Source organism: Oerskovia sp. 140933, from assembly GCF_059651515.1.
The window spans coordinates 160,128-186,773 of record NZ_JAMXIO010000004.1; the positions used below are offsets into that span (position 1 = coordinate 160,128).

Genomic DNA, 26,646 nt, shown 5'->3' on the forward strand with positions numbered 1-26,646 from the left:
GCCTCGTCAGTGCTCGGTCCCCCCGGAGACCGCCAGGGGCGCGACGTGCGCCGGACGACCGTCGCCGCGCGCGGGCTCGGCGTCGAGATCCGCGAGGGCCGTCTCGACGACGACCCGCAGCCCCTCGACGACCGCGGCGAGAGGCAGGGACGCGCCGTCGGGCCCCTGGCTCCCGGGCGCTCCCGTCGCGCTCACCTCGGGGACGTGCACGAACCCGGCCCGGACGCCGTCGCGCCCGTCCGCCCACCGCATGAGGTCGTAGAACGTCGCGTTGCACACGTAGGTCCCCGCGGTGCTCGACACCGCGACGGGGACCCCGGCCTCACGCACCGCCACCAGGGCAGGCTTGAGGGGCAGGGTCGTGAGGTAGCCGACCGGCCCTCCCTCGACCACGGGCACGTCGACGGGGGCCTCCCCCGCGTTGTCGGGGATGCGCGCGTCGATCACGTTGATCGCGACGCGCTCGAGGCGGAGCGCGCTCGTCCCGGCGGCGAGGCCGAAAGCCACCACGACCCGGGGCCGGTGCTCCTCGACGGCCGCCCGCAACGCGGGCCACGCCCCCGCGAACGTGCACGGGAGCTCGACCGCGACGAGCCGCTCGTCCCCGTGCCACGCGTCGCGCAGCGCACGCACGGCCCGCCAGGACGCGTTGGTCGCGGCGCCGTCGAACGGTTCGAACCCGGACAGCAGGACGGTCACGCGAGCTCCTCGGCCGTCTCCTGGACGATCCGCTCCCACAGCGCGTCGACCTCGGCGCGCAGCGCCTCCGGGGCGCCGCCACCGTCGAGCGTGACGTCGGCGACCGCGAGCCGCTCGGCGTCCGTGGCCTGCGCGGCGATGCGCGCCCGGGCCTCGTCCTCGCTCATGCCCCGCACGGAGACGAGGCGCCGCAGGCGCACGTCCTCGGGAGCCACGACCACGGCGACCAGGTGGAACGACTCGGCCTGCCCCGTCTCCACGAGCAGCGGGATGTCGTGCACGACGACGGCGCGCGGGTCGCGTGCGGCGACGAGGGCCTCGCGCTCGGCGGACAGGCGCCGCACCTCGGGGTGGACGATCCCGTTGAGCCTGCCGCGGGCCGCGTCGTCGCCGAACACGATCGTCCCGAGCCGAGCACGGTCGAGCGATCCGTCGGGCGCGAGGACGTCGTCGCCGAACGCCTCGACGATCTCCGCGAGCCCCACGGTGCCGGGAGCGACCGCCTCGCGTGCGAGGACGTCGGCGTCGATGACGCAGGCCCCGAGCTCGGCGAACCGATCGAGGGCCACGGACTTTCCTGCTGCGATCCCGCCGGTCAGGCCTACGCGAAACATGGGTCCATCCTGCCAGTCAAGCCTCGTGCGCACGCCCCGGGGCCGGGCCGGGCTCGTCGGCCACGACGCGCAGCAGGCGGATGAGCTCGTGCCGGTCGTCGGCGTCGAGGCGCGACAGGAGCGTCCCTGCGCTGGTCTCACGCTCGGCGGCGACCGCCGCGAGGGTGCGTCGGCCGTCCTCGGTCAGCTCGACGAGGGTCGCTCGACGGTCCGTGGGGTCGGGCAGCCTGCGCACGAGCCCGGCGGCCTCGGCGTCGTCGACCTTCGAGGTGACGGACCGGGGGGCGACGTCGAGCATGCAGGCCAGCGCACTGGGACGCTGGGGGCCGTCGCAGTGCGCGAGGGCGCGCAGCATGCGGTACTGCCCCGGGGTCGTCCGGGCCCGACCGAGACGCTCCCCCGCCTCGCGCCGCACCGCACGCATCGCGGCGTGCAGGAGGGTGAGGAACTCGGCGTTCTCGGCGTCGATGTCTGTCGTCACAGGCACGAGACTAGTCGCCCGCCGAAGCATTGTGAACCACCTCATGGTGAGGTAGGCTCACTAACGGCGTCGAGGCCCCTCCTCCGCTGCTCCCTCCGACCTCCTGGAGGCCACGTGTCCTTCCCCTCATCCTTCGGCGGCGGCTCCGGCATGCGCACCTTCCGCCAGGACTCCTCGATCACCAAGCAGCGGCTCCGCCGCGGCACCGTCCGGCGCATCCTCGGCTTCGCGCGCCCGTACAAGGCGCAGCTCACCGTGTTCCTGGTGCTCATCGCGCTCAACGCCGCCGCGGGCGCCGTGACCCCGCTGCTGTTCAAGTACCTCATCGACAACGGCATCACGGCCGGGCGGGTCGACGTCGTCGTCGAGATCTCGCTCGTCGTCGCGGGCATCGCCCTCGCGTCCGGGCTGCTCAGCGTCGGCGAGCGCTGGTTCTCCGCCCGCGTGGGCGAGGGCCTCATCCTCGACCTGCGCACCGCGGTGTTCGACCACGTGCAACGCATGCCCCTCGCGTTCTTCGCCCGCACCCGCACCGGGGCCCTCGTCCAGCGCCTGAACGGCGACGTGCTCGGCGCGCAGCAGGCGTTCACCTCCACGCTGTCCAACGTCTTCTCGAACCTGCTCACGGTCGTGTTCGTGCTCGCCGCGATGCTCTCGATGTCCTGGGAGCTCACGCTCATCGCGCTCGCGCTGCTGCCCGTGTTCGTCCTGCCCGCCCGCTGGGTCGGACGTCGGCTCGCCGGGATCACGCGCGAGAGCTACACCCTCAACGCCGACGCTGCCCAGATGATGAACGAGCGGTTCAACGTCGCAGGTGCCCACCTCGTCAAGATCTTCGGACGACCCGAGCAGGAGTCCGCGACGTACGCGGAGCAGGCCGGCCGCGTCCGCGACATCGGGGTGACGGCCGCCATGTACGCCACGGTCTTCCGCGTCGCGCTGACGACCGTCGCGTCCGTCGCGGTCGCGATCGTCTACGGGCTCGGGGGCGTCATGGCCATCCGTGGCACGCTCACCGTCGGCGTCGTCGTCGCCCTCACGGCCTACCTCGCGCGCCTCTACGGGCCGCTCACCGCGCTCTCCAACGTCCAGGTCGACGTCATGACGGCGCTCGTCAGCTTCGAGCGCGTCCTCGAGGTGCTCGACCTGGAGCCGTCCGTGACCGACGCCCCGGACGCGAGCGACCTGTCCGACGACGTCGCCCGCCACGGCGCGACCCTCGCCCTCGACCACGTCACCTTCCGCTACCCCGGGGCCGCGGACGTCTCGCTCGCGTCGCTCGAGGCCGTCGCGACCGTGAGCTCGGACCCCACCACCGACACGCTCAGCGACGTCTCGTTCGAGGTCCCGGCCGGTGCGATGGTCGCGATCGTCGGCCCCTCGGGCGCAGGCAAGACCACGATCTCCCAGCTCGTCACGCGGATGTACGACCCCACGCACGGTGCGGTGCGCATCGCTGGACGCGACCTGCGGGAAGTGACCCAGAGGTCGCTGCAGGACACCGTGGGAGTCGTCTCCCAGGAGGCGCACCTCTTCCACGACACGATCGCCGGCAACCTGCGGTACGCCAAGCCGGACGCCACCGACGCCGAGCTGTGGACCGCCCTGCGCCAGGCGCACGTCGCAGAGCTCGTCGAGTCACTGCCCGCCGGCCTCGAGACCGTGGTCGGCGACCGCGGCTACCGGCTCTCGGGCGGCGAACGCCAGCGGCTCGCGATCGCCCGCCTCTTCCTCAAGGCGCCGGCACTCGTCGTGCTCGACGAGGCCACCGCCCACCTCGACTCCGAGTCGGAGGCAGCAGTCCAGCTCGCGCTCGACGCCGCGCTCGACGGACGGACGTCGCTCGTGATCGCCCACCGTCTGTCCACGATCCGCCAGGCCGACATGATCGTCGTGCTCGACCAGGGGCACGTCGTGGCGACCGGCACGCACTCCGAGCTGCTGGTCCACGGCGGGCTCTACGCCGAGCTCTACCGGACCCAGTTCGCGACCACGGCCGAGGCGGGCACGTCCGGCGAGGCGCTGAGGTCCGACGACGACGCGGAGCCGCTCCCCGTGTGAGCCCGCAGGACGCCGCGCCCGTCGGCGCCCTGTCGGCTCCCCGGGGCACCGGCGCCCCGAGGACACGCGGGCGCCGTGGCGCGGCTGCGGCCTGCGGGGTACGGCCACGGGTGCGGTCGGCGGCCTGTGCGTCCGTGCAGGATCGACGCACGCAGGACGCCCTGCGGCCGGATCGAGCACCAGGCGTGACCGCCCGAGCCCTCACGACGTCCGGGCACGACGAAGGCCCGCCACCCGAAGGTGGCGGGCCTCGTCATGACGTCACCCCGGCCGTGAGGCCAGGAGGAGATCAGTTACCGGTGAGCTTCTCGCGCAGAGCGGCGAGCGCCTCGTCCGAGGCCAGCGTGCCGGCAGCCTCTTCCTGGACCGGGGTCGAGGAGTAGGTGGCAGCGGAGCTGGCGGAGGACTCGCCCGAGGTCGCAGCCTCGTCGTCGGCCTTGAGAGCCTCGGCGACCTGCTTGCGGTGAGCCTCCCAGCGCTCGTGAGCCTTCGCGTACTGCGACTCCCACGTCTCGCGCTGAGCCTCGAAGCCCTCGAGCCACTCGTTGGTCTCGGGGTCGAAGCCCTCGGGGTACTTGTAGTTCCCCTGCTCGTCGTACTCGGCAGCCATGCCGTACAGCGCGGGGTCGAAGTCGTCCGACTCCGGGTCCACGCCCTCGTTGGCCTGCTTGAGCGACAGCGAGATGCGGCGACGCTCGAGGTCGATGTCGATGACCTTGACGAAGACCTCGTCACCGACGTTGACGACCTGCTCGGGCAGCTCGACGTGGCGGACAGCCAGCTCGGAGATGTGCACGAGGCCCTCGATGCCGTCCTCGACGCGCACGAACGCACCGAACGGGACGAGCTTCGTGACCTTGCCCGGCACGACCTGACCGATGGCGTGCGTCCGGGCGAAGGTCTGCCACGGGTCCTCCTGCGTCGCCTTCAGCGACAGGGAGACGCGCTCGCGGTCGAAGTCGACGTCCAGGACCTCGACCGTGACCTCCTGGCCCACCTCGACGACCTCGGAGGGGTGGTCGATGTGCTTCCAGGACAGCTCGGAGACGTGCACCAGACCGTCGACGCCGCCGAGGTCCACGAACGCACCGAAGTTGACGATCGAGGAGACGACACCGGGGCGCACCTGGCCCTTCTGCAGGGTCTGCAGGAAGGTCGAGCGAACCTCGGACTGCGTCTGCTCGAGCCACGCACGACGCGACAGGACGACGTTGTTGCGGTTCTTGTCGAGCTCGATGATCTTCGCCTCGATCTCCTTGCCGACGTACGGCTGGAGGTCGCGGACGCGGCGCATCTCCACCAGCGACGCGGGCAGGAAGCCGCGCAGGCCGATGTCGAGGATGAGGCCGCCCTTGACGACCTCGATGACGGTGCCGGTGACGACGCCGTCCTCTTCCTTGATCTTCTCGATCGTGCCCCAGGCACGCTCGTACTGAGCGCGCTTCTTGGAGAGGATCAGGCGACCTTCCTTGTCCTCCTTCTGGAGGACGAGGGCCTCGACTGCGTCACCGACCTTGACGACGTCCCCGGGGTCCACGTCGTGCTTGATGGACAGCTCGCGGGAGGGGATGACGCCCTCGGTCTTGTAGCCGATGTCGAGGAGAACCTCGTCGCGGTCGACCTTGACGATCGTGCCTTCGACAATGTCACCGTCATTGAAGTACTTGATGGTGGCGTCGATGGCGGCAAGGAAGTCCTCTTCGGTGCCGATGTCGTTGATGGCAACCTGAGGTGCGGACTTCGCGGGGGTGGAGATGGTCATTGAGTTCGATGCTCCGATGCGGACAGGAAGTAGTTCGGATAGGGATGTTGCTGTGGTGGTCACCACCGGTGACCTCCGCTCCGAGCACGGAACGGCCCCGCCACGACGGACACGAGCGGACACGCGTCGAGTCTTCGGCGGGAGGTAGGGCGGTAGGCGCACTGCACCGTCAGACATCCTATCGACGGATCGGCGGAGCGGTCAAAGGGAGAGCGTGGCGTTGCACGCGCTCTCACGTGTGCTCCGTCACCTCGGGATCCCCTCCCCGTCCCCACGACCGGCTGCGCCCGCACGCGCGCCGGCCGCTCGCGAAGCCACGAGCGGCCGACGGGCAGGGCGATCCCGGGTCAGGACAGGGCGTGCGCGACCCGCAGCAGCTCCGCGGGGACGTGCTTGACCTTGCCTGCGATCTCGTCGAGCGGGACGAGCACGACGCTCTCGCCGCGCAGCGCCGTCATGACCTTCGACTCGCCGCGCGAGATCGCGTCGACCGCGGCGACCCCGAACCGGCTGCCGAGGATGCGGTCGGTGGGCGTGGGCTCCCCGCCACGCTGCACGTGCCCCAGGACCGTGAGCCGCGTGTCGAAGCCCGTGCGGCGGGCGATCTCGGCCGAGACCCGCTCGCCGATCGAGCCCGCGATGATCTCGCCGTACTTCCCGAGCTCCTGGGTGAACTCCATGCTGCCGCCCTCGCGGGGCACCGCCCCCTCGGCGACGACCACGATCGAGAAGTTCGCGTGCGCGCGGTGACGGTGGCGCAGGAACTTCTCGATGGCGTCCATGTCGAACGGGTCCTCGGGCGCGAGGACGACCTCGGCGCCGCCGGCGATCCCCGCGTTGACGGCGATCCAGCCCGCGTGACGCCCCATGACCTCGACGACCATGACGCGGTTGTGGCTCTCCGCGGTCGTGTGGACGCGGTCGATCGCCTCGGTGGCGATGTTCACAGCCGTGTGGAAGCCGATCGACAGGTCGGTGCCCTCCACGTCGTTGTCGATCGTCTTGGGGATCGCGACGATGTTGACGCCGGCGTCCGCGACCTTGCTCGCGGCGTGCAGCGTGCCGTCACCACCGATGCAGATCATGGCGTCGAGCCGCTCCGCCTCGACCGTCGCGAGGACCGCGTCGATCCCGCCGTCGGACGCGTGCGGGTGGAAGCGCGCCGTGCCGAGGAGGGTCCCTCCGACAGGGAGCACGTTCCGGATGTCCTGGCGTCCGAGCGGGATGATGTCGCCGTCGACGACGCCCTTCCACCCGTTCCGGAAACCGATGATGGTGTGACCGTACTCGCCCATCCCCTGCTTGACGACGGCCCTGATGGCCGCGTTCAAACCGGGGCAGTCCCCGCCACCTGTGAGCAGACCGATGCGCAACTCGAACCTCGTCTCGTGATGAGTGATCGTCGGAAGGCGGACCAGCGCCTTCGCTCGACCGACCAGCCCTCAGCCTATCGACCACCAGGGACGATGCCGTGGAACGACCCTCGGCACGAGACGATGGATGCATGACGGATGAGACGATCGGTTCGGTCGGGTACCGCGACGTCCCCCCTGCGCAGGGCGGGGCGGCCGGGCGCTCGTGGTGGGACGCCAACGCCGAGGAGTACCTCGACGAGCACGGGGACTTCCTCGGCGCGGTCGACTTCTGCTGGTGCCCCGAGGGGCTGCGCGAGTCCGAGGCGCACCTCCTGGGCGACCTCGCAGGACGGCGCGTGCTCGAGCTCGGGGCCGGTGCCGCCCAGTGCTCGCGGTGGCTCGTGTCGCGCGGCGTCGAGGCGGTCGCGACGGACGTCTCGGGCGGGATGCTCGCAGCGGGCGCGCGGCTCAACGCGTCGACGGGCATCGCCGTGCCGCTGGTCCAGGCCGACGCACGCCGCCTCCCCTTCCCGGACGCGAGCTTCGACGTCGCCTTCACCTCGTTCGGCGCCATCCCCTTCGTGCCCGACGCCGCCTCGATCCACCGCGAGGTCGCTCGCGTCCTGCGCCCGGGGGGCTCGTGGGTCTTCTCGGTGACCCACCCGGTGCGCTGGGCGTTCCCCGACGACCCGAGCGAACGGGGCCTGACAGCGCACCGCTCCTACTTCGACAGGCGCCCCTACGTCGAGACCGACACCTCCGGTCGCGTCACCTACGCGGAGTACCACCGCACGCTCGGGGACCACGTGCGCGAGGTCGTAGGTGCGGGTCTCGCGATCGAGGACGTGGTCGAGCCGGAGTGGCCGGCAGACAACCAGGAGGTCTGGGGCGGCTGGGGACCCGTCCGGGGCGCCTACCTGCCGGGCACGGCGATCTTCCGGACACGCCTGACCGGCTGAGCAGAGGCCCTCGACCGGCGCGGCGCGCGATCCGTCAACCACGGTTGACGGATCGCGCGCCGTCAACCTATGTTGACAATGTGGCGGTCACGCCACCCGACCGGAGGAACCGATGAAGGAGCCGGACATGACGATGCTCGTCCATGCCGCCGAGGACGACGACCCGCTGCACGCCCTCGCCGCACTCCGCGACCTGCGGCACGAGGCCGACCGCCGCGAGGCCGTCGTGGTCCGCCGCGCACGGTCCCGCGGCATCTCCTGGGCGGCGATCGCGACGATCCTCGGGGTCAGCCGACAGGCCGTCCACAAGAAGTACGGCGGCTCACGCTTCACCAGGCCCTGAGCCCGACCCGAGGAGGCGCGCGACGCCGTCGGGCACCGCGCGCCGCGGGACGGACCTGTCGTCAGTGCCCCGCGTCGTGCCAGGTCCGCCCCGAGCCCACCGAGACGTCGAGCGGGACCGAGAGCTTCGCGGCCGCGCCCATCTCACGGCGCAGGAGCTCCTCGACCGCGTCCCGCTCCCCCGGTGCGACCTCGACCACGAGCTCGTCGTGGACCTGCAGGAGCAGGCGCGAGCGCAGGTCCTGCTCGTCGATCGCACGCTGGACGCCGAGCATCGCGACCTTGATGATGTCGGCCGCGCTGCCCTGGATGGGGGCATTGAGCGCCATGCGCTCGGCCATGTCCCGACGCTGGCGGTTGTCGCTCGTGAGGTCCGGCAGGTAGCGACGGCGACCCAGGATGGTCGCGGTGTAGCCCGTGACCCGGGCCTCGTCGACGACTCCCGTGAGGTAGTCGCGCACGCCGCCGAAGCGCGTGAAGTAGTCCTCCATGAGGCCCGCGGCCTCGCCCACCGAGATGTTGAGCTGCTGCGAGAGGCCGAACGAGGACAGGCCGTAGGCCAGTCCGTAGGACATGGCCTTGATCTTGGACCGCATGGCCGGGGTGACCTGGTCGGTCGGGACGTCGAACACGCGCGAGCCCACGTAGCTGTGCAGGTCCTCGCCCGAGTTGAACGCCTCGATGAGGCCCTCGTCGCCCGACAGGTGCGCCATGATGCGCATCTCGATCTGGCTGTAGTCCGCGGTCAGCAGGGTCTCGTAGCCCTCGCCCACCACGAACGCCCGGCGGATGCGACGCCCGGCCTCGGTGCGGATGGGGATGTTCTGCAGGTTCGGGTCGGTCGAGCTCAGGCGCCCGGTCGCCGCGATGGTCTGCTGGAACGTCGTGTGGATGCGCCCGTCCGGGGCGACCGACTTGAGCAGGCCCTCGACCGTCTGGCGCAGGCGCGTGGCGTCGCGGTGCGCGAGCAGGTGCTCCAGGAACGGGTGCCCCGTCTTGGCGAACAGGTCCGCGAGCGCCGCGGCGTCCGTCGTGTAGCCGGTCTTGATCTTCTTGGTCTTGGGCATGTCGAGCTGGTCGAACAGGACCTCCTGGAGCTGCTTGGGCGAGCCCAGGTTCACCTCCCGACCGATCACGTCGTAGGCCTCGGCCGCCGCGGTCGCGACGAGCTCGCCGAAGTGCTTCTCGAGCTCCGTGAGGTAGTCGACGTCGGCAGCGATCCCCCGGGACTCCATGCGGGCGAGGACGTCGACGAGCGGCAGCTCGAGGTCCTTGAGCAGGTGGTCCGCGCCGCGGTCGCGGAGCTCGCCCGCCAGCACCTCCGAGAGCTCGAGGACTCCCGTCGCGCGCACGGCGTCTCGCTCGTCCTCGCCCGACCCGTCGAGCGAGAGGTCCAGCGCGCCCTGCGGCTCGTCGACCTCCTCGACCCGCAGCTCGCGCTTGAGGTGGCGGATCGCGAGGTCGCCCAGGTCGTAGCCCCGCTGGTCGGGGTGGCACAGGTAGGCCGCGAGCTCGGTGTCGAACACGACGCCGCGCAGGTCGAAGCCGCGCGAGGCGAGCTCGTGCCAGGTGGCCTTGGCGCCGTGCACCACCTTGGGCGCGTCGACGTCCGCGAGCCACGCCGCCAGGGCCTGCTCGTCGACGACCGCGACGTCGGCGAGGTTGACGGAGACCGCCGCTGCGCCGTCGTCCGCCACGGCGAGCGCCCAGGCGTCACCGCCCACCGGGGCGGCCTTGCCCGCGACGACGAGCCCCACGGGGCGCTCCTTGCGCGCCGTGAGCCAGGCGCCGAGCTCGCCCTGGCCGAGCGTCGCGAGCGACACGTCGAAGCCCTCCTCGACGTCCTCCTCGCCCTCGGGGGCGAGCGCGAACAGGCGCTCGCGCAGCGCCGTGAACTCCAGGGCGTCGAACACGCGGTGCATGGCCTCGCGGTCCCAGGGCTGCACCAGGAGGTCGTCGGGGCCGAGCGGGAGCTCCATGTCGGTGAGCAGCGCGTTGAGCCGGCGGTTGAGCCGCACCTGGTCGAGGTTGGCCCGCAGGTTCTCCCCGGCCTTGCCCGTGATCTTGTCCGCCGAGGCGAGCACGCCGTCCAGGCCGTCGTAGGCGTTGATCCACTTGGCGGCCGTCTTGGGGCCCACGCCCGGGATCCCGGGGAGGTTGTCGCTCGTCTCCCCCACGAGGGCCGCGAGGTCCGGGTAGCGCTCGGGCGGGACGCCGTACTTCTCCAGGACCGCCTCGGGCGTCATGCGCGCGAGCGTCGAGACCCCGACCTTGGGGTAGAGCACGGTCACGTCGTCGCGCACGAGCTGGAACGAGTCGCGGTCCCCCGAGCAGATCAGGACCTCCATCCCCACGGCCGCGGCCTGGGTCGCGAGCGTCGCGAAGATGTCGTCCGCCTCGAAGTTCTCCTTCTGCAGGACGGGGATGTTGAGCGTCGCGAGGATGTCCTTGATGAGCGGGACCTGCCCCTTGAAGGGCTCGGGGCTCGCGTCGCGCGTGCCCTTGTACGTCGGCAGGACCTCGGTGCGGAACGACGCGCGCCCCGCGTCGAACGCGACCGCGACGTGCGTGGGCTTCTCGTCGCGCAGCAGGTTCGTCAGCATCGAGACGAACCCGTAGACGGCGTTCGTCGACTGGCCCGTGGTCGTCGAGAACTTCTCGACCGGCAGGGCGAAGTAGGCCCGGTAGGCCATCGAGTGTCCGTCGATCAGCAGGAGGCGAGGTCGCGCAGTGGTGGTCACGGGTGCAAACCTATCCGCTATGACTGACACGCACGGAGCCGAGAGCCCGACCCCCTCCCCCGACGACGCCGCGCTCGAGGCCCTGCGCGCGAGCACCGCGGGAACCCTCATCGAACGCATGGGCATCACGCTCGACGAGGTCGCCCCCGACCGCGTGACCGGCAGCATGCCGGTCCTCGGCAACACCCAGCCCGCCGGCCTGCTGCACGGTGGCGCCTCGGTCGTGCTCGCGGAGACCCTGGGGTCGATCGCGGCCCAGATCCACGCGGGCGCGGGACGCGCGGCCGTGGGCATCGAGATCAACGCCACACATCACCGGGGAGTGCGGTCGGGCTCGGTGCACGGCGTCGCGACCGCGCTGCACCTGGGGCGCACCACCGCGAGCTACGAGATCGTCGTCGTCGACGACCAGGAACGACGCGTGTGCACGGCGCGCCTCACGTGCATGGTGCTCGACACCCCCTGAGACCGGGTGCGCCCCCTGCGCACGACGAGGGGCCCGGACCGAAGGAGTCTCCGGTCCGGGCCCCTCGTGCAGTCGTGGGGACGCGTCAGCGGGAGGCCGGCTCGCTCACGAGCGGGGCGTCGAGCCCGGCCGCGACCTCGCGGCGGTAGTCGTCCTGGAACCCCCGCAGGTCCACCGGCCCGGTCTGCCCGTCCGTCCGCGCCTTGCGTCGGCGCGCGATGAGGTCCTCGAGGCTCCGGGCGCCGCGCCGCAGCGTCCCGGAGTCCGCGGCGAGCCGCCGCTGGAGCACCGCCGTCGACACGACGCGGTGGCCTGCGGCCGGCGCGAAACCGAGCCGTGCGAGGAAACGCTGCACGCCCCGCGAGCCAGGGATCGGCACCGAGAACACGTCGATCGCCCCGTGCTCTGCGGCGAGCTCCGCGGTCGCCGTGAGCAACGCGTGGCCGACCCCCCGACGTCGCGCGTCCTGGGACACGTAGAGGGCCTCGATGTACAGGCTGGGCTCGTCGTTGAAGATGTGCGGGTCGAGCACGCGAGCCAGCAGGAAACCGACCGGCACGTCGTCATGGAAGGCCACGAGCGCCGTCCCGCCCGGCACCGAGAGCAGGACGCGGAGCTGGCGGACTAGCTTGGACTCGTCGGAGAAGCAGACCTGGGGCCCGGCAGCGGACTCGCGCCGCGCCTCGGCACAGAGTGCAGCGACACCAGGGAGGTCGTCGCCGACCGCAGGCCTGACCACTACTGCTGCACGCACGTGGAACCTCCTCGTAGGATCTTCCGACCCTGAACGCCCCCGGCGGCAGTCGAGCTATCTGCCACCGACGAGCGCCCCCGGTCATCGATCGACTGATGCTTCGTGGGAATCCGGGTCTTCGACCTGGACACCTGTCCACGACGATAGCCTTGTTGAGCGTCCCGAACAAAGAGGCTGTTCACGGCCCGGTCAGTGAGGGGTCGACCTGGACGAAGCAGTGGATCAGGCTCCGCCGACCTGCTCGATCACGGCGTCCGCGACCTCGCGCATGGTCAGACGACGGTCCATCGACGTCTTCTGGATCCATCGGAACGACTCGGGCTCCGAGAGGCCCATCTTGGTCATCAGCAGGCCCTTGGCGCGGTCGACGCGCTTGCGGGTCTCGAAACGCTCCGCCAGGTCCGCGACCTCGGCCTCGAGCGCGCTGATCTGCGAGTAGCGCGAGATCGCGATCTCCACCGCAGGCAGCAGGTCCGAGGGGCTGAAGGGCTTGACGACGTAGGCCATCGCCCCGGCGTCCCGCGCACGCTCGACGAGTTCCGTCTGCGAGAACGCGGTCAGCAGCACCACGGGCGCGACGTGCGCCTTGCCGATGCGCTCGGCCGCGGAGATGCCGTCGAGCTCGGGCATCTTGACGTCCATCACGACGACGTCGGGCTTGAGCTCGAGAGCCAGCTTGACCGCAGTCTCACCGTCGCCCGCCTCGCCCACGACGTCGAAGCCCGCCTCGCGGAGCGTCTCGACGACGTCCATGCGGATCAGCGCCTCGTCCTCCGCGACGACGGCACGGCGGGCAGGTCGCGCACCCGACGGCGCAGCGGGGGCCTCCGGCTCGGCACTCGGTTCGGGCTGGATCAGGGGGGGCAGGTCGAGCGGTGCCGTGGCATCGGGCTGCGCGTTGTCGTCACTCACGTCCATCATCGTAGTGGGAGAACCCCCCGTTCGCCCCGCGCTGAGGGTGTGATTCTCGTTTCGTCCCGGTTCTGTGGTTCGATGGTCCACGCACCGCTGCGGGATCCTCGTGCTCCCCGGACGGTCAGTGCCCCGGTAGCCCAACCGGCAGAGGCGTTCGGCTCAAACCCGATCCAGTGTGGGTTCGAATCCCACCCGGGGCACCTCTGCGTCTGGCCCGTGAACTGCGGAGACACACTCAGACGTGGCCCACTCAAGGCCTCTACGTGCCTCTCGCCCCGGCGAATGATCAGGGCGCAGCCCGTAACGGCCAGGTGCCGTACGACACATCGCCGCATGGGCGGTGAGCATGAGCACACAGAGCCAGGCACCTGAGACCGCCACCGAGCCCCGCGCCATCAACACCCTCGACGAGCTGCGCGCGAGCCGGCGAGCCACCATCAACAGGGCCGAGACCGCCCGCATCCTCGACGTCGACAAGCGCGCCCTGGAGCAGGCCTCGACGCAGACCAGTCCCCCCGCCGCCGGACCTCGCGTCGTCGCGCCCCGCGAGAAGCTCCTCGCGCTTCTGACCAATGACGCGCCGATCCCGACCGCTACATGAGCGCCCGACCGGGACGCCGAGGAGACGGCTCGTTGCGGACCTACCAGACGGTCGCCGGCACCCGTTACCGCATCGAGTACCGGGTGCTCGTCGACCCCGACGATCCCGAGGCAGGCACTGCACGCAAGGGCGTCGGCGGATTCACTATCAAGGGCGAAGCGGCGAAGACACTGCGGGCTGCCGTCACAGTTGAGACCGGCGAGCGCCTCGACACGAAGGTGACCGTGTCCCAGTTCGCCGCAGACTGGCTCACCGGAAGCCGGACATCGCCATCGACGGTCGAGACCTACGGCCGCTGCGTGCGCCTGCACATTGACCCGCACATCGGGTCCGTGCCGCTGGTGGACCTGCGGGCCGCGCGCATCACCCGGCTCTACCGCGACCACGAAGCCCGCGGCAACCATGACCGGGGCAAGGAAGGAACAGGCCTAGGACTCAACAGCGTCCGCAAGGTCCACGCCCTGCTCGTGAGCATCCTGGACGGAGCCCTGGCCGAGAACCTCATCGCCACCAACCCGGCCAAGCACTCCTAGGCCCCCCAACGGCACAGGAAGCGAGATCCGCCAAGCCCGCGATCCACCCCTGGACTGCTGCGCAGCGTGGTCGCCGCGGCGGCGTGAGCCGACCTACGACACTGCCACAACCATTAGCCAGTACACACGCCCTTACCTGTCACTCCTCACCGGACCGACGCTCTAGCTCCTTTCGGGCCTGGACACGCACCGGTTCCGCGTTCGAAACAAGGAGTCGCCGCAATGACTCTTCCGCCTCCAAGCCAGGCGTAGCCCCGATCGCCCGAACGGCCTTGTCTCTCAGCGATCTTGCGCCGTCATAGTCCCGGTAGCTCGGCACCCATTCAGCTACCTTCTCGAAGGTGCTGATGGCCCCAACACAGTGCTCTCCCAACATATCCACGATCACCTCGTGAGCCGTGTGCCAGTCAGCAAGAGCCAGGCGCTGGAGAACTTCACAACAATCCCTCGGGACCCCGAACAGGCCCAACACAACCAGCGATAGCTCCAAATCGAGACCATGCTCACGAACTCGAGCATCCGTCAACAACTGGCGACCCAGAGCCGGTCCGTCATCAACGCCCATCCTCTGGAGGAAATCATCGCGAGATAGCGGCTCCCCTCTCCCGGGAATACGCAAGAGAGATTGCACTAAAACTCGCTGATCGGGTGTCATCTCATCCTCCTGTGGTGCAGAGTGTTGCGGGTGCGTTCGTTGATGGTCAGCTGGCTGCCGGTGGGCTTCTTGGCCGGGACCACGAACTGGTCGTCGAGGGCCTCGTAATACCCGAGGTCGGCCAGCACGTGGCGTCCGGCCGTGTTCCAGGTCTGGACCGCTTGAAGCAGGCCGTCGGCGGCGCGGGCGCAGGTGGTGTCGTGCTCGCGGCCGGGTCGTACCGGCGAGACCCAGATCGGCCAGCCGTCCGGTGCGGTCAACACCTGGATGTTGCCGCCGTGGGCCTTGTGCTTGCCGGACCACCACAGGTCACCCCTGCGGGTGGGGCCCGCGATGGAGCAGCGATCGGTGCGGATCACGGTGCCGTCGAGGTTGACGTGGGTGTAGCCGGCCACCGAGGCGGCGGTCGGCGCCGAGTGCACTGCCGGGGCCCGGTCGGCCAGTACCGCCAACGTCTCGTTGACGTACCGGTAGGCGGTCAAGCGGCCGATCTGGTTGTCGACGGCGAGCTGGGCGATCCGGGTCGCGTCATGCAACCAGCGCAGGAACAGCACCGCCTGGTCCCAGGTGTCCAGCGCTCGACGCCCGGTGCGGGTACCGACCTGCAGTTGATGGCCCGCCAGTTCGCGCGGGTAGGCCCGCATGACTCGCGCAGCCTCGAGGTCCACGTTCTCGAGCACCTCAACGATTCGTTGCGTACGGTCTCCCTCCGTTGCGTCGTTCCATCCGTGCGCGATCATCGTGTCCTCGAACTGGCGCAGGATCCGCAGGACTGGGTTGAGGGAGTTCATCGAGGACTGGTAGACGGTGGAGATCTCTCGCCACCGTCGTCGGTCGATGGCCTGCTCGGACATCTGCCAAAGGTCCGAGCCATCGAAGAGGACCTGACCTCGTGCGAAATGGGCCGGACTGTCCAAGAGGTGCGATCGCAGCGGGAACGACGCGAGCCTCGCCCTCGCCCCAAAGGGGACAAGAACGAGACTCACGCGGCAGCGCCTACTCCTTCGAGAGCGTCACGATGCCGCCCGACGCGAGTGTGAACAACTGAGTCAAGACCGCCCGGACATCGGGGTCCCGATCAAGCCGATCAAGCACCGCCAGCTCCGCGGGATCGACATCCAGGGTCGCAACGCCGCCAGCGTGCCCATCACCCACGGTGGAGGCCAGAACCAGGCACCGCACGACCTCGACACCGCCCCCTCTCTGCTGACGCATGAATGACTGCACCAAGAAGGCACCGTCCTTCACTTGACCGCGGAGAGCTTCGACCGAGGACCAGCGGGTCGACCAGCCACGCTCCTCAGCCTGAATCTGCAGGCGCACGAGAGTGCCGAAGTCAATGCGGCAGATCCGAAAGTCTGGATCTCCTGGACGTATCAGCGACACTTTTCACTCCCCGCCTAGGACCCAGATATCGATCGGCGTGTCAGTGTCGATCCGGCCGTCAGCAACACGCCTCTGCAACTCATCCCAGCGGTGGTGACCATCCATGATCGTTCCGCCGCGGGACACGTTGATACCAGCACCCTCCTCAACCCGGTTGATCGTGGCGAGGAACTCGTCGTTGTCCATGAACTCGTGGTGCGAGAACGCATCCCGCGTCTTCTGCCCTTCGGTGTACTCCCTCCAAGCTCCAGTCAGCGGTGGTTGCCACAAAGTAGTGCTAACCGTTGTGCCGCACAACGCCGGCCTTCAGCGCCGCGGTCGCCGCTTCTCATGGGAGCTACTACGCAAGACCTGTCGACAACCACCGACAGCGGGCTACGACGCGCCCCGCTCGAACCAGTCCAGCGCGAGCGCGACGACTGCGTCTGGCGCATCGTCCGTGACGAAGTGGGCTGCGTCATCGATGAAGGCGAGCTCGAACCGGTCGGCGCGCCGTTCGTGGTCCCGGCAGATGCGCCGAACGGTCGGCTCGGCGAACGGTCCGTCTCGACGGCCGAAGGCGGTCAGGGTCGGCGGCTGCAGCCGCATCCGCTTGTACACGCCACGCAGGAGGCGCATCGACACCGGGATGACCATGCCGCGGTACAGCGCAGTGACCGCTCTCTCGACCTCACGTCGCTCGTGCACGCGCAGGTACGCCTCGATCGCGTCCTCCGTCAACGGCCGGGCCACGTACCGCGGGCTGAAGAGGTAGCGCAGCGAGCGGCCCCGGCGATGCATCAGCAGCGCGGGCATGTGCGCGAACGCGGGCATCACCTTCGGAGTGAACTCCATGAACCCCGGAGGGACGGCGAGCTGCAGCATCGTGCGCACCCGTTCCGGGCTGCGGTAGGAGAGCTGCATGCCTGAGATGGCACCCATGTCGTGGCAGACGAAGTGCGCCCGGGTGACCCCGAGAGCATCGAGCACGGCGACGACGTCGTCGAGCTGCGACTCCGGCCCGAAGCGCGGATCCGCCGCTTCGGTCCAGCCCGACCCCCGCAGATCCGGGCAGATCACCCGGTAGCCGTGCGCAGCGATCGTCGGCGCGATGAGGCGCCACTGCCACCAGTGCTCCGGAAAGCCGTGCAGCATCACGACCGGGTCACCGGCACCGATCGAGGCGACGTGCGTGCGCAGGCCCGTCGTCTGGACCATCGCGTGCTCGAACCCTGCCGCCTCCAGAAGCGGCGGAGACCAGGTGTCCCCGGCCGTCGTGTCCTGAGTACCCGGCGCGTCCATGAGGAGCCTCCTCCACCACCTCGACCCACTATGGTCGTAGTTTCATTGTGGATCGTCGGCCACTAGATTCATAGTCCTCTAGGCTGGGAAACATGAACGAGACGCGGCGACGGGCCCTTGATGCCGCGGTGCGGCTCGTCGGCACCGACGGCGTACGAGCCCTGACGCACGGCCGAGTCGATGCGGCAGCCGGGCTCCCGCCGGGGTCGACGTCGAATCACTTCCGCACCCGCGCCGCCCTGGTCGCCGGGGTCATCGAGTGGATCGCGGAGAGCGAGCGCCAGGACGGCGGCACCCCCGAGGAGATCCGGACGGCAGAGGATCTCTCGCGGATGCTCGTTCGGCTGATCGAGGTGCAGTCCGGACCACTGGCGGCGCGCACCCGCGCCCGATACGCACTGTTCCTCGACGCGCTCGACGAGGACGCCATCACCCCTCTGCTGCACCAGCGCGCAGTCTTCGAGGACTGGGTACGCCGGCTCCTGGTGAGGATCGGCGGGCCAAGGGCCGAGGCGGGAACCCTGCTCCTGATGGCGTCCTGCGACGGCCTGCTCCTTCACCGGATCACCGTCGATCCCGACGCGCCCATACTCTCGTCCGTCACCGCTGCGGTAGAGACGGCGCTGCGACCGGTTGGCCACTGACCGACTGCTGACGGGACCCTGTCGCAGGCGGCCAGAACGGATCGGCGCCGGCACGACCGCGGTGCACGTCGGCTCTACTGCATCCAGGCATGCGCCCGACCGAGGAGAAGGACGGCACTTCACCGCGACCGCTTGGCACAGTATTTCCACGGGATGCCGTGTCCCCCGCCTGCCCGTCGCCCAGACGTCGCCGTCGGCGACACGGCCCGTACCGCACGGGCGGTACGGGCCGCGCAGGATCGCGACCTCCGGCCGAGGTGCGCGACCACCGGACGCGGGATCGTCGAAGGGTGATCGGCACGAGGCGGTGCCGACCACCGAGCAGAGATCCCACCGAAGGAGCCGCCGCACCACGACCATCGCCCCCTCCCGGCACGAGCCGGTCACTGCATCCCGCTCCGGTGATCCTGTCGGCGGTCCCCCGGTCGGCCAGTTCCGCCACGACCTGCTGTCCGGTCGGTGGTGACGTGCGATGTCAGCGCGCACGAGGCAATCAGCGTGCTGCGCGCCGCGTCGAACGACCACAACGTGGCTCTGCGCAGGCTCTCGGGCTGGGTCGTGGCGCTGGCCGAGGAGGTCTCGCCGCCCGAGGACTGCCGCCGGTCGGTCAGCGAGCTCCTCGAGCACCCGCGCGCACCGCGCCGCGGGCGGGAGTGACCCGGGACGGAAAGACCTTCGCCCCCTCCCGAGCAGCTGGAGGGGGTCGGCTGCTCGGAAGGGGGCGAAGGTCGGCCTGTCAGGAGTCGGCGCCCACCGTTGCCGGCTCCTTGGCGGCGACGGGTGCCTCCGCCTTGCGGTGCCGCAGGACACGGCGCGTGACCATGAACCCGCCGGCCAGGACGAGCAGACCGATCAGCACGGTCGCGCCGATCTGGATGTAGACCCAGGTCGGAGGCGTGTACGTGACCGTGGCGCCCGGCGCGAGGCCGTTCATGGCGTTGGAGTTCGCCACCGTGAACAGGATGTTGTGCGTCGCCTCACGGATGTCGCTGACCGCCTTGGCCGAGGAGGTGTCCACGAAAGACTTCGACGGCTGGAACGTCAGCGTCAGGTCCGTGCCCGCGCTGATGCCCTGGTTGGGGCTCATGTAGGGGTACAGGTTGAAGTCCGAGATCGCGAAGCCCTCGAAGCCCCACTCGGTGCGCAGGACGTTCGTCATGAGCGCCTCGGAGCCGCCGGCCCACGTGGCGCCGATGCGGTTGAACGAGCTCATGACGCCACCGGCGCCGATCGTCGTCTCCGAGATCGTGCCGTTGTCGTCGGACACGTACTGGACGTCCATGGTGATGTTCTTGACGGCCATCTCGAACGGCTTGAGGTAGATCTCGCGGATCGTCTGCTCGTCGGCCCAGGTGGCGATGCCGTTGTTGACGCGGTTGGTCTCCTGCTCGTTGAGCGCGAAGTGCTTGAGCGCCGTGTACACGCCCATGCTCGCCGCACCGTTGGACACCGCGGTCGCCATCGCGCCCGAGAGGAACGGGTCCTCCGAGTAGTACTCGAAGTTGCGGCCGCCGAACGGCGAGCGGTGGAGGTTCATCGCGGGTGCGTACCAGCCGTTGATGTCCTTGAACATCGCCTCGTTGCCGAGCATCTCGCCCATCGCCGCACCGAGCTCGACGTCCCACGTCTGCGCGATGAGGAACTCGGACGGGTAGGCCACGCCGTTGATCGACGAGTTGATGAACGAGGAGAACCCGGCGGGGCCGTCGGGCTCGACGGTCTGCGGCTTGGCGATCGAGCCGATCGCAGCCGTCTGGTAGGCGCCGTTGAGCAGCATGCTGGTCATGTCGCCGACCGAGATCGAGTCGAGCAGCTCGTCCCACTTCGGGTCGTCCTTGGCCAGACCGCGCATGTCGACGAGCGTCAGGTCCGTCTGAGCACCGGTCGTGGGCATCTCGCCCTCGAACGCGGCGGCTGCGGCCTCGTCGTCCCAGGGCTGGAAGCCCTCCTGGACCGCCTGGTCCGCGACGAGCATGTCCGCGGTCGGGGCCGTCGGGAACGTCCCGGCGAAGTCCGCACGGGACATCGAGAGGATCTTGCCCTCGGTCGGCTCGTCGCTGAACTGCGCCGAGACGTCGTCGAACTGGTTGGTGACCTCGGCGAGGTCGCTCGAGCGGTGGTTGTCGCCCGAGTACACGACGTCGGACTCGACCGTGTAGGTGATCGGCGTCGTACCCGGGGCGACCGTGTGGGAGTCGGTGCGCAGCGAGATGACGTAGTCACCCGCCTCGAGCACGTAGGCCGCGTTGTCCTGGTGGTCGTACGAGGCCATCTCCTCGACCGCGAGGTCGATCGTGACGGTCTCGCTCGCACCGGGCTCGATCAGCCCCGTCTTGGTGAAGCCGCCGAGGACGACCTCGGACTTCTCGATCCCGCCGGCCGTGTAGGGCGCGGTGTAGTAGAGCTCGACGACGTCCTTGCCCGCCGTGGCGCCGGTGTTGGTGACCTCGACCGTCACGGAGATCGTGCCGTCGACGTCACCGGCCTCGGTGCTCACGACGTCCCACGAGAAGTCCGAGTAGCTCAGGCCGTACCCGAACGGGTACACGACGGCCTGGTCGTAGTCGATGAAGCCCTCGGCCGCTGCCGTCTCGTAGTACCGGTAGCCGAAGTAGATGCCCTCGGCGTAGTTCACGAACGGGGCGTCCGGGGTCAGCGTCGCGTTGGACGTCGCCTTCTCGATCGCGGGGACCGGGAACGACGCCTCGATGTTCTCGTACACGAACTGGCCGAAGTTGACGTACGTCGGGTCGGCCGTGAAGTCCGTCGCCCACAGGTCCGAGGTACGGCCGGACGGGTTCACCTCGCCCGCCAGGATGTCCCCCAGCGCGTCGAGTCCGGTCGCCCCCGGCGAGCCGGCCAGGAGGATCGCGTCGACCTCGGGGTCGTCCTGGAGCGGGCCCATCTCGATCGTCGTCGAGGCGTTGACCACGACGACGACGGTCTCGAAGTTCTCCTTCGCCAGGGCGATGAGGTCCTTCTCGTCCTTGTTGAGCTCGAGCTGGTGCTGGCCGGCCTCGGCGTTCTCGTCCCAGTCCGTCATGTCCTGCGTGAGGTCACCGCCCTCACCGCCCGGGCGACCGACGTAGACGACGGCTGCGTCGGAGTAGTCCGCGAACGACGCCGACTGCGCCTCGTACTCGCTCACCGGCAGCTCACCGATGTAGTAGGTGGAGATGTCGGGGCGGTCCATCTCGATGTAGCCCCGAGGGTTCTCGGCGGCGAACGCCTCGATCGTCGTGAAGACCTGGTCGTTGACCTCGAAGCCCGCGTTCTCCAGACCGGCACGCGCCGTGACGGCCGAGTTCGTGTCGACCGAGCCGGAGCCCGAGCCGCCGAACACGGGGTCGGCGGCCGCGCGACCCAGCATCGTGACGCGCGAGCTCGGGGTGAGCGGGAGCGCACCAGCCTCGTTCTTCGCCAGGACGATGCCACCGGCCGCGATCTCCTCGACGAGGGTCTTGGCGGCGGCGTCGACCTCGTCGATCGAGCCGAAGTCGGAGGTGTAGTACTCGGTGTCCCAACCGGCCGACTCCGCCGCGTTCGTGAACTCGTACGTGCCGGAGCCGAACTGGGACGCGACCCAGCCACCAGCGACGTTGAGCGCCACGTTCGCGACGACCGTCACGACGGTCACTGTGGCGAGCGTCGGCGCCCAGATCCACAGGTACTTCTTGTTCGACATCGGCTTCTTCGGCCGATCGGCGTTCTTCGCCTTGGCGTTCACTGCATTCCTCCTCGAGTGCGGGCAGCGATCAGGTCATGGGGTGACCGACGGCTCGCGCCGCAGACGTGACGCACTGCCAGCGTCTCGTCGTGATGGGTCGACGGCCCGGTCCCGCGGACGTCGTCTGGCCAGGGACCGGGCGGTGCTCCGTAGGGCTACTCCGAGACCTCGGAGATCTTTCCGTCCTGGTCGATCTGCCACGTCTGGCCGGTAGCGGCCGAGTCGCCCTCGATCGTGAACTTGCCGTCCTTGATGTCGACCGTGCCCTGCACGCGCGACGCGGCGTCGGAGGCCGTGTAGGGCACGACGAGGAGGCCGTACTTGACGGTCGGGGCCTTGACGTCGCTGGCAAGCATAATCTGGGCCCAGGAGTCGTCCTCGGCCAGGGCGTCCGTGACGGCCGTCTTGGCGTTCTCGAGGTCTTCCTTGATGTCCACGTCCGCTGCCTGCTCTGCGGAGGTGTTCGCGCCGGAGTCTCCGTCGCCGCTGCCGCACGCGGTGAGGCCGAAGAGCCCCGTCAGGCCCAGCACGACGCCGAGGCCGGTGGTCAGCACCTTGTTCTGCTTCACTTCTGCTCCTTGGTGAGATCTGGCTACGAGAACGTCCCGCAGCCTTACAGGTGTACCGGGGCGTCCCTGTGGACGCCCCGGTACCCGGGTGACCGCCGGCTCAGGCCGCCGGCCACCCGTGCGTCGCCGTCAGTCCGTGATCGGCCCCGCGTAGTTCAGGCCGAAGCCGTAGTCGTACGAGCTGCCCGCGGAGTCCGTGTAGGGCGTCATGTCCTTCGAGACGTCCTCGAGCTGAGCCTCGACCGTGTCCATGTCCTTCGGGAACTGGATCGGCAGGCGGCCCTGCGGCTCGTAGAGGCCGAGCGCGACCTCGATGAGCGCCTGGTCGCTGGTGCCGAAGCCCACGACGATCGCGTCGGACGTGCCCTCGAACTCGGTCGGGACGACCGGGTTGATCGCCTTGAGGACCGTGATCACGGGGATGTCCTTGCCGGTCGCCTCGACGGCGGCCGTGGCGCGCTCGAACGCGTCCAGGTCGGACTCGTTCGCGATCTTCGAGGTGTTGCCGAAGTACGAGCGGTTCTGCTTGGTGCCGTCGGCCAGGATGTCGCCCGAGAGGGAGACCTTGCGGACGTGCTCACCGTCAGCCGTGTACGGGCGGTACTGCAGGGACAGCGGGTACCAGGTGTCGTTCTCCAGGTCGTGACCGATGTTGGAGAAGTTGCCGCCGTTGTCCGGGGAGTCCATGCCGACGAGGACGACGTCGACGTCGGTGAGGTCGGGGGCGGTGTAGCTGGTCACGACACCGTCGGCGTCCGTCACGGCCTCGTCGGTGACGACCTTGCCGAAGTACTTCTCGGCGGTCTCGATGTCGATGCTCGGTGCCTCGGTGTACTCACCGGGACCGAACGCGCTGGCGAAGCCGGTGTTGTAGTTGCGCGGGATGTAGGCGGTCTTGTCCTTCCAGTCCGCAGCGTCCGCGGCCGCGATGGTCTCGCCGTCGTTCTTCAGCATGACGACCGAGTCGAGCTGGGCCGCGTAGCCCGCCTCGACCTTGTCCTCGCTCGCGAGGACGGACTTCGACTGCTCGAGGTCGAGGAACGGGTTCTCGTAGAGGCCCGGGTTGAAGAACATCGTGAGGATGCGAGCACCGGACTCCTGGAAGCGGGTCTTCGCGTCCTCCTCGAGCTCACCGGCCTCGAACTTCTGCTGCCACAGGTCGGCCGCCTCGAGGATGTGCGTCGCGTCGTTGACACCACCGAACATGTCGTGGCCGGTGCCCAGCACCTTGAGGTAGCGCTCGGCCGGGGTGAGGTCCTCGGCGCCCCAGGCCATGCCGAACATCTCGCCCTCGTCGTTGGCGCCGCTCATGACGCCCCAGTCGGTGACCACGACGCCCTCGTAGCCGGCGTCCTTGCGGAGCTGGTCCATGCGGTCCTGGTCGTACGCCGTGCCCGTGCGGTCGGTGAACTTCGGGTCACCGTTCGCGTCGAGCGCGATCGAGTACGCCGTCATGACCGCCGCGGAGTCGAGCGAGCCGAGGAACGCCTGCTGCTGGGCCGCGATGTTGTCGCCGGGGTAGACGCCGTACTTGCCGGCGTCGGTGTGCCCCTCGCGACCGCCCTCGCCCGGACCGTCGCCGGACCAGTGCTTGATCATCGCGTTGACGGACTCCGGACCCCACTGGTCCTCGCCCTCGCTGCCCTGGTAGCCGTCGACGTACGCCGCGGCCAGCTCGGTGTTCTGGTCAGCGTCCTCGCCGAACGTGCCGCCGACGCGCAGCCAGCGCGGTTCGGTCGCGAGGTCGATCTGCGGCGACAGAGCCGTCGTCAGTCCGAGCGCACGGTACTCGGCCGAGGACATCTCGCCGAAGTTCTTGGTGTGCTCGGTGTTGAACGTCGCGGCGAGACCCAGGTTGGACGGCCAGCGCGAGATGTCCGCGCCCTCGGCGTTGTACCCGCCGGAGCCCGCGGTCGAGCGCGGGTCGGACGCGAAGTTCACCGGGACGTACGGGGTGCCCTCGGCCGCGAGGGTCTCCGTGTAGGCCTGCATCGCGTTCGCCCACTTGACCGTCGCCTCGGCGTCGCTCGCGCCGGCGTGCAGCACGTTGCGCAGGTTGGAGTCCTTGAGGTACTCCTTCTGGGCGTCGGTGAGCCCGTCCGCCTGGGAGCGCTCGTGCGAGCTGAAGAGCATCAGTCCGGCGATCTGCTCGACCGACAGCTCCTCGCTCAGGGCCGCTGCACGGTCCTGAGCGGTCTCGCGCCAGTCCTCCCACGTGTCGAGGGTGCCGTTGGCGTTCATGTCCTTGAACGCGACCTTCTTGCCGTCGACCTCCTCCGTCAGGAGCTCGATCCCGCTGTCCTTGCCGTAGGAGAGGACGGGGCCGTCGCCGGGGTTCGTGACGACCACGAACTCGGTCTTGCCGTCCGTGACCTCACGCGTGGTGAACGCGCTGGAGTTGTTGGGGGCGTCCTCGTCGGAGGTGCCGCTCGTGCAGCCCGCCACCGCGATCAGGGCGATCGCCGAGAGCGCCGCAGCTCCCTTGGCCCCTCGTGGCATCGTCTGGCGTCGTCGCGCCGTCGTCGTCGTCTTCATCGACTTTCCATCTCCTCGCGCTTGCGGGTGTACACGTGTGTCTCCTTCGACTGTCCAAGTGCTGCCGCGCTGTGGATGCCCCGTTGCGGCGGTCGTGCCACGGACCGGGTGACGTCTGAGTCGCCCCGTCTGTGCGGAACCGAGCCGCCGTGGGACGACTTCGCGTCCCTCCGGAGCCCAGCGCCTTTATCACAGCGCGGTTCTCGACGCCCCCCGGGCCGTTCTGCACAACCTGTCGATTTCGACGCACAAACTGTCGACGTGACGCCGTCGCACGCCCTCGAGACGGTGACGGGAGCACGACGACGAGGACCGAGCGGCAGCCCGCGCGCCCCGCCTGCGCCCCGCCGGCACCCCGTCTGCTCTCCGCTTCCGCTCCATGGGCGCCCGGGACCGTCCGCCCTTCGGTCCCGTCCTGCCGCTCGCGACCCGCTACGGGCGCGGCTGCCCGTCACGACGACGCCCGGCCCACGTCGAGGACGCGAGCCGGGCGGTGCGGTGCGGTGCGGGGCGGTGGGGTCGTAGGGCGAGGACGTCTCTCCTGACGGAGGGCGCGGAGCGACAGTGCGGTCGACCCCGTGATCGATCTGGTCCCGCGGACCTCGGCGATCAGGTCGAGGTGTCGAGAAGGTCGCGGAACGCATCTGCCAGGCGGCGCACGTCCTCACCGGCCCCGTGGTGCGTCGTCGTCGAGAAGCTCCAGGAGTCGTCGCCGTACGGTCTGTTCGTGACCTCCCAACGGAGGTGGACGTGACCGTCGTGACGCGCGGCAACACGCAGCTCGTCCTCGAGCGACTGCCAGGTACGTTCGCCTGCCCAGCCCCGGAACTCGTCGTACAGGCCGTACAGGAACGCCGAGAGTCCGCCGGTACCGATGACCTGCTGCTCGACCCGCAGGTGGTCCCCGACCGCCCGGACGAGCACTCCGGACACGTACGGGTCGACGGGACCGTATGGAGACGACTGTTCGAACTCCAACGTCAAGGCGGTCGAAGCGGGGATGCGCACCATGGCCTGGTCGAACATGCCGCGACTCTACCGAGATCGCAACCGCTGATGATCGCCGCCGGTACTGCTCCGGCCCGGTGCCCGGCGGCGCGCTTTGTCAGGCGACGTCCTCGACGCGCTCGGGCTGCCGTAGGCGACGCAGGCCCCCGCTCTCGCCGCCACCGCGCTCGACGGCGTCGCGCACTGCGTGGGCGCCTGGGCGGGTCTAGTTGAAGCCGATGACGCGTTGGGCGGTCTTGTAGGCGAGCATCGAGATGTGGCGTCCGGGTCTGCCGGGGAGGTTGGAGATCTGGTGCAGGGTGGTGCGGCGCAGGCGTCGGTACAGGGCGGGGTCGTGGGTGCGGACCGCGGCCCAGAACTGGTCCTTGGTGCGCAGGGAGGCGCGGGTGCCGGCGCGGATGAGGAGCATGGAGGAGACCAGGCACACGATGTCGAGGTAGTGCAGGAGGTAGCGTTCGAGGGCCTTGGGGGTGGTGGGGTCGGTGCGCACGGTGGACAGGTGCTCCATCATGGCCAGGTTGATGCGCAGCTGTTGGTCCACGCGCGAGATCATGACGT

At 69.6% G+C, this 26,646-nt stretch carries 24 protein-coding genes, 1 tRNA gene and 1 pseudogene; 9 read left to right on the forward strand and 17 right to left on the reverse strand.

The annotated features are described in order from the left end of the window. Positions 1–6: 6 nt before the first annotated feature. The 3 genes from NHG27_RS04080 to NHG27_RS04090 are packed head-to-tail and all read right to left on the reverse strand — an operon-like array spanning position 7 to position 1,794. Positions 7–699, reverse strand: coding sequence for a pyroglutamyl-peptidase I (locus NHG27_RS04080; protein ID WP_497014831.1), 693 nt, complete (start codon positions 697–699; stop codon positions 7–9). Then, positions 696–1,313 (reverse strand): dephospho-CoA kinase, encoded by a 618-nt coding sequence (gene coaE / locus NHG27_RS04085; RefSeq protein ID WP_497014832.1) that lies wholly within the window; start codon positions 1,311–1,313, stop codon positions 696–698. Before coaE ends, NHG27_RS04080 begins: the two co-directional genes overlap by 4 nt. A 16-nt stretch (positions 1,314–1,329) precedes the next feature. Beyond that, complete coding sequence (locus NHG27_RS04090) at positions 1,330–1,794, reverse strand: MarR family winged helix-turn-helix transcriptional regulator (protein ID WP_193719732.1); 465 nt, start codon at positions 1,792–1,794, stop codon at positions 1,330–1,332. A 150-nt stretch (positions 1,795–1,944) separates the two neighbouring features. Here NHG27_RS04090 and NHG27_RS04095 point away from each other — a divergent pair, with 150 nt between their 5' ends. Beyond that, complete coding sequence (locus tag NHG27_RS04095; RefSeq protein ID WP_497014849.1) at positions 1,945–3,855, forward strand: ABC transporter ATP-binding protein; 1,911 nt, start codon at positions 1,945–1,947, stop codon at positions 3,853–3,855. Positions 3,856–4,144: 289 nt separating this feature from the next. Here the strand turns inward: NHG27_RS04095 and rpsA are convergent, their stop codons facing one another. Beyond that, positions 4,145–5,617: a 30S ribosomal protein S1 gene (rpsA, locus tag NHG27_RS04100; protein ID WP_191790319.1), complete on the reverse strand. Its 1,473-nt coding sequence runs from the start codon at positions 5,615–5,617 to the stop codon at positions 4,145–4,147. A 347-nt stretch (positions 5,618–5,964) separates the two neighbouring features. Beyond that, complete coding sequence (locus NHG27_RS04105; RefSeq protein WP_193719733.1) at positions 5,965–6,990, reverse strand: 6-phosphofructokinase; 1,026 nt, start codon at positions 6,988–6,990, stop codon at positions 5,965–5,967. Positions 6,991–7,121: 131 nt separating this feature from the next. Here NHG27_RS04105 and NHG27_RS04110 point away from each other — a divergent pair, with 131 nt between their 5' ends. Together NHG27_RS04110 and NHG27_RS04115 are read left to right on the forward strand one after the other, a co-directional pair. Continuing rightward, the gene (locus NHG27_RS04110; RefSeq protein WP_497014833.1) at positions 7,122–7,931 is read left to right on the forward strand and encodes a class I SAM-dependent methyltransferase; all 810 of its coding nucleotides are present in this window, start codon (positions 7,122–7,124) and stop codon (positions 7,929–7,931) included. 127 nt (positions 7,932–8,058) lie between these two features. Continuing rightward, positions 8,059–8,274, forward strand: a complete 216-nt coding sequence (locus tag NHG27_RS04115) for a hypothetical protein (protein WP_497014834.1) — start codon at positions 8,059–8,061, stop codon at positions 8,272–8,274. A 61-nt stretch (positions 8,275–8,335) separates the two neighbouring features. On the opposite strand, the gene polA is transcribed toward NHG27_RS04115, so the two are convergent. Beyond that, positions 8,336–11,140 carry a DNA polymerase I gene (gene polA, locus NHG27_RS04120; protein WP_497014835.1) on the reverse strand — a complete coding sequence of 935 codons (2,805 nt, stop codon included), beginning with the start codon at positions 11,138–11,140 and terminating at the stop codon, positions 8,336–8,338. Between polA and NHG27_RS04125 the strand changes: the two genes are divergently transcribed. Continuing rightward, complete coding sequence (locus NHG27_RS04125; RefSeq protein WP_497014836.1) at positions 11,034–11,480, forward strand: hotdog fold thioesterase; 447 nt, start codon at positions 11,034–11,036, stop codon at positions 11,478–11,480. The genes polA and NHG27_RS04125 overlap by 107 nt on opposite strands. 85 nt (positions 11,481–11,565) lie before the next feature. Here NHG27_RS04125 and NHG27_RS04130 read toward each other — a convergent pair whose 3' ends face one another. Together NHG27_RS04130 and NHG27_RS04135 are read right to left on the reverse strand one after the other, a co-directional pair. Continuing rightward, positions 11,566–12,234 carry a GNAT family N-acetyltransferase gene (locus tag NHG27_RS04130; protein WP_193719738.1) on the reverse strand — a complete coding sequence of 223 codons (669 nt, stop codon included), beginning with the start codon at positions 12,232–12,234 and terminating at the stop codon, positions 11,566–11,568. Between the two features lie 222 nt (positions 12,235–12,456). Beyond that, complete coding sequence (locus NHG27_RS04135) at positions 12,457–13,155, reverse strand: ANTAR domain-containing response regulator (protein WP_193719739.1); 699 nt, start codon at positions 13,153–13,155, stop codon at positions 12,457–12,459. A 120-nt stretch (positions 13,156–13,275) separates the two neighbouring features. Here NHG27_RS04135 and NHG27_RS04140 point away from each other — a divergent pair. From NHG27_RS04140 to NHG27_RS04150, 3 genes are all read left to right on the forward strand, one after another. Beyond that, positions 13,276–13,349: transfer RNA gene (locus NHG27_RS04140), tRNA-Leu, on the forward strand. A gap of 146 nt (positions 13,350–13,495) precedes the next feature. Next, positions 13,496–13,750 carry a hypothetical protein gene (locus tag NHG27_RS04145; protein WP_497014837.1) on the forward strand — a complete coding sequence of 85 codons (255 nt, stop codon included), beginning with the start codon at positions 13,496–13,498 and terminating at the stop codon, positions 13,748–13,750. Positions 13,751–13,782: 32 nt separating this feature from the next. Further along, entirely contained in the window at positions 13,783–14,283 is a 501-nt protein-coding gene (locus NHG27_RS04150; RefSeq protein ID WP_497014838.1) for a tyrosine-type recombinase/integrase, read from the forward strand. 651 nt (positions 14,284–14,934) lie between these two features. Here NHG27_RS04150 and NHG27_RS04155 read toward each other — a convergent pair. The 4 genes from NHG27_RS04155 to NHG27_RS04170 form a co-directional block, all read right to left on the reverse strand. Further along, entirely contained in the window at positions 14,935–15,792 is an 858-nt protein-coding gene (locus tag NHG27_RS04155) for a transposase family protein (protein ID WP_497014839.1), read from the reverse strand. Between the two features lie 142 nt (positions 15,793–15,934). Beyond that, complete coding sequence (locus NHG27_RS04160; RefSeq protein WP_497014840.1) at positions 15,935–16,261, reverse strand: hypothetical protein; 327 nt, start codon at positions 16,259–16,261, stop codon at positions 15,935–15,937. A 66-nt stretch (positions 16,262–16,327) separates the two neighbouring features. Further along, complete coding sequence (locus tag NHG27_RS04165; RefSeq protein ID WP_497014841.1) at positions 16,328–16,510, reverse strand: hypothetical protein; 183 nt, start codon at positions 16,508–16,510, stop codon at positions 16,328–16,330. 189 nt (positions 16,511–16,699) lie between these two features. After that, positions 16,700–17,605: an alpha/beta fold hydrolase gene (locus NHG27_RS04170; RefSeq protein ID WP_497014842.1), complete on the reverse strand. Its 906-nt coding sequence runs from the start codon at positions 17,603–17,605 to the stop codon at positions 16,700–16,702. Positions 17,606–17,697: 92 nt separating this feature from the next. On the opposite strand from NHG27_RS04170, the gene NHG27_RS04175 reads away from it, so the two are divergent. Together NHG27_RS04175 and NHG27_RS04180 are read left to right on the forward strand one after the other, a co-directional pair. Beyond that, complete coding sequence (locus NHG27_RS04175; protein WP_193719743.1) at positions 17,698–18,249, forward strand: TetR/AcrR family transcriptional regulator; 552 nt, start codon at positions 17,698–17,700, stop codon at positions 18,247–18,249. Between the two features lie 498 nt (positions 18,250–18,747). Next, a complete protein-coding gene (locus NHG27_RS04180; protein WP_193719744.1) occupies positions 18,748–18,906 on the forward strand; it encodes a hypothetical protein in 159 nt (52 codons plus the stop codon). Positions 18,907–18,985: 79 nt separating this feature from the next. Here the strand turns inward: NHG27_RS04180 and NHG27_RS04185 are convergent, their stop codons facing one another. From NHG27_RS04185 to NHG27_RS04205, 5 genes and pseudogenes are all read right to left on the reverse strand, one after another. Beyond that, positions 18,986–21,976, reverse strand: a complete 2,991-nt coding sequence (locus tag NHG27_RS04185) for a glycoside hydrolase family 3 protein (protein ID WP_497014843.1) — start codon at positions 21,974–21,976, stop codon at positions 18,986–18,988. 155 nt (positions 21,977–22,131) lie between these two features. Beyond that, the gene (locus NHG27_RS04190) at positions 22,132–22,545 is read right to left on the reverse strand and encodes a hypothetical protein (protein ID WP_193719746.1); all 414 of its coding nucleotides are present in this window, start codon (positions 22,543–22,545) and stop codon (positions 22,132–22,134) included. Positions 22,546–22,674: 129 nt separating this feature from the next. Beyond that, positions 22,675–25,080 (reverse strand): glycoside hydrolase family 3 N-terminal domain-containing protein, encoded by a 2,406-nt coding sequence (locus NHG27_RS04195; protein ID WP_497014844.1) that lies wholly within the window; start codon positions 25,078–25,080, stop codon positions 22,675–22,677. A 609-nt stretch (positions 25,081–25,689) separates the two neighbouring features. Next, entirely contained in the window at positions 25,690–26,106 is a 417-nt protein-coding gene (locus NHG27_RS04200) for a DUF6228 family protein (protein ID WP_497014845.1), read from the reverse strand. A 187-nt stretch (positions 26,107–26,293) separates the two neighbouring features. Continuing rightward, positions 26,294–26,646 (reverse strand): annotated as a pseudogene (locus NHG27_RS04205) (glycosyl transferase); the annotation flags it as partial.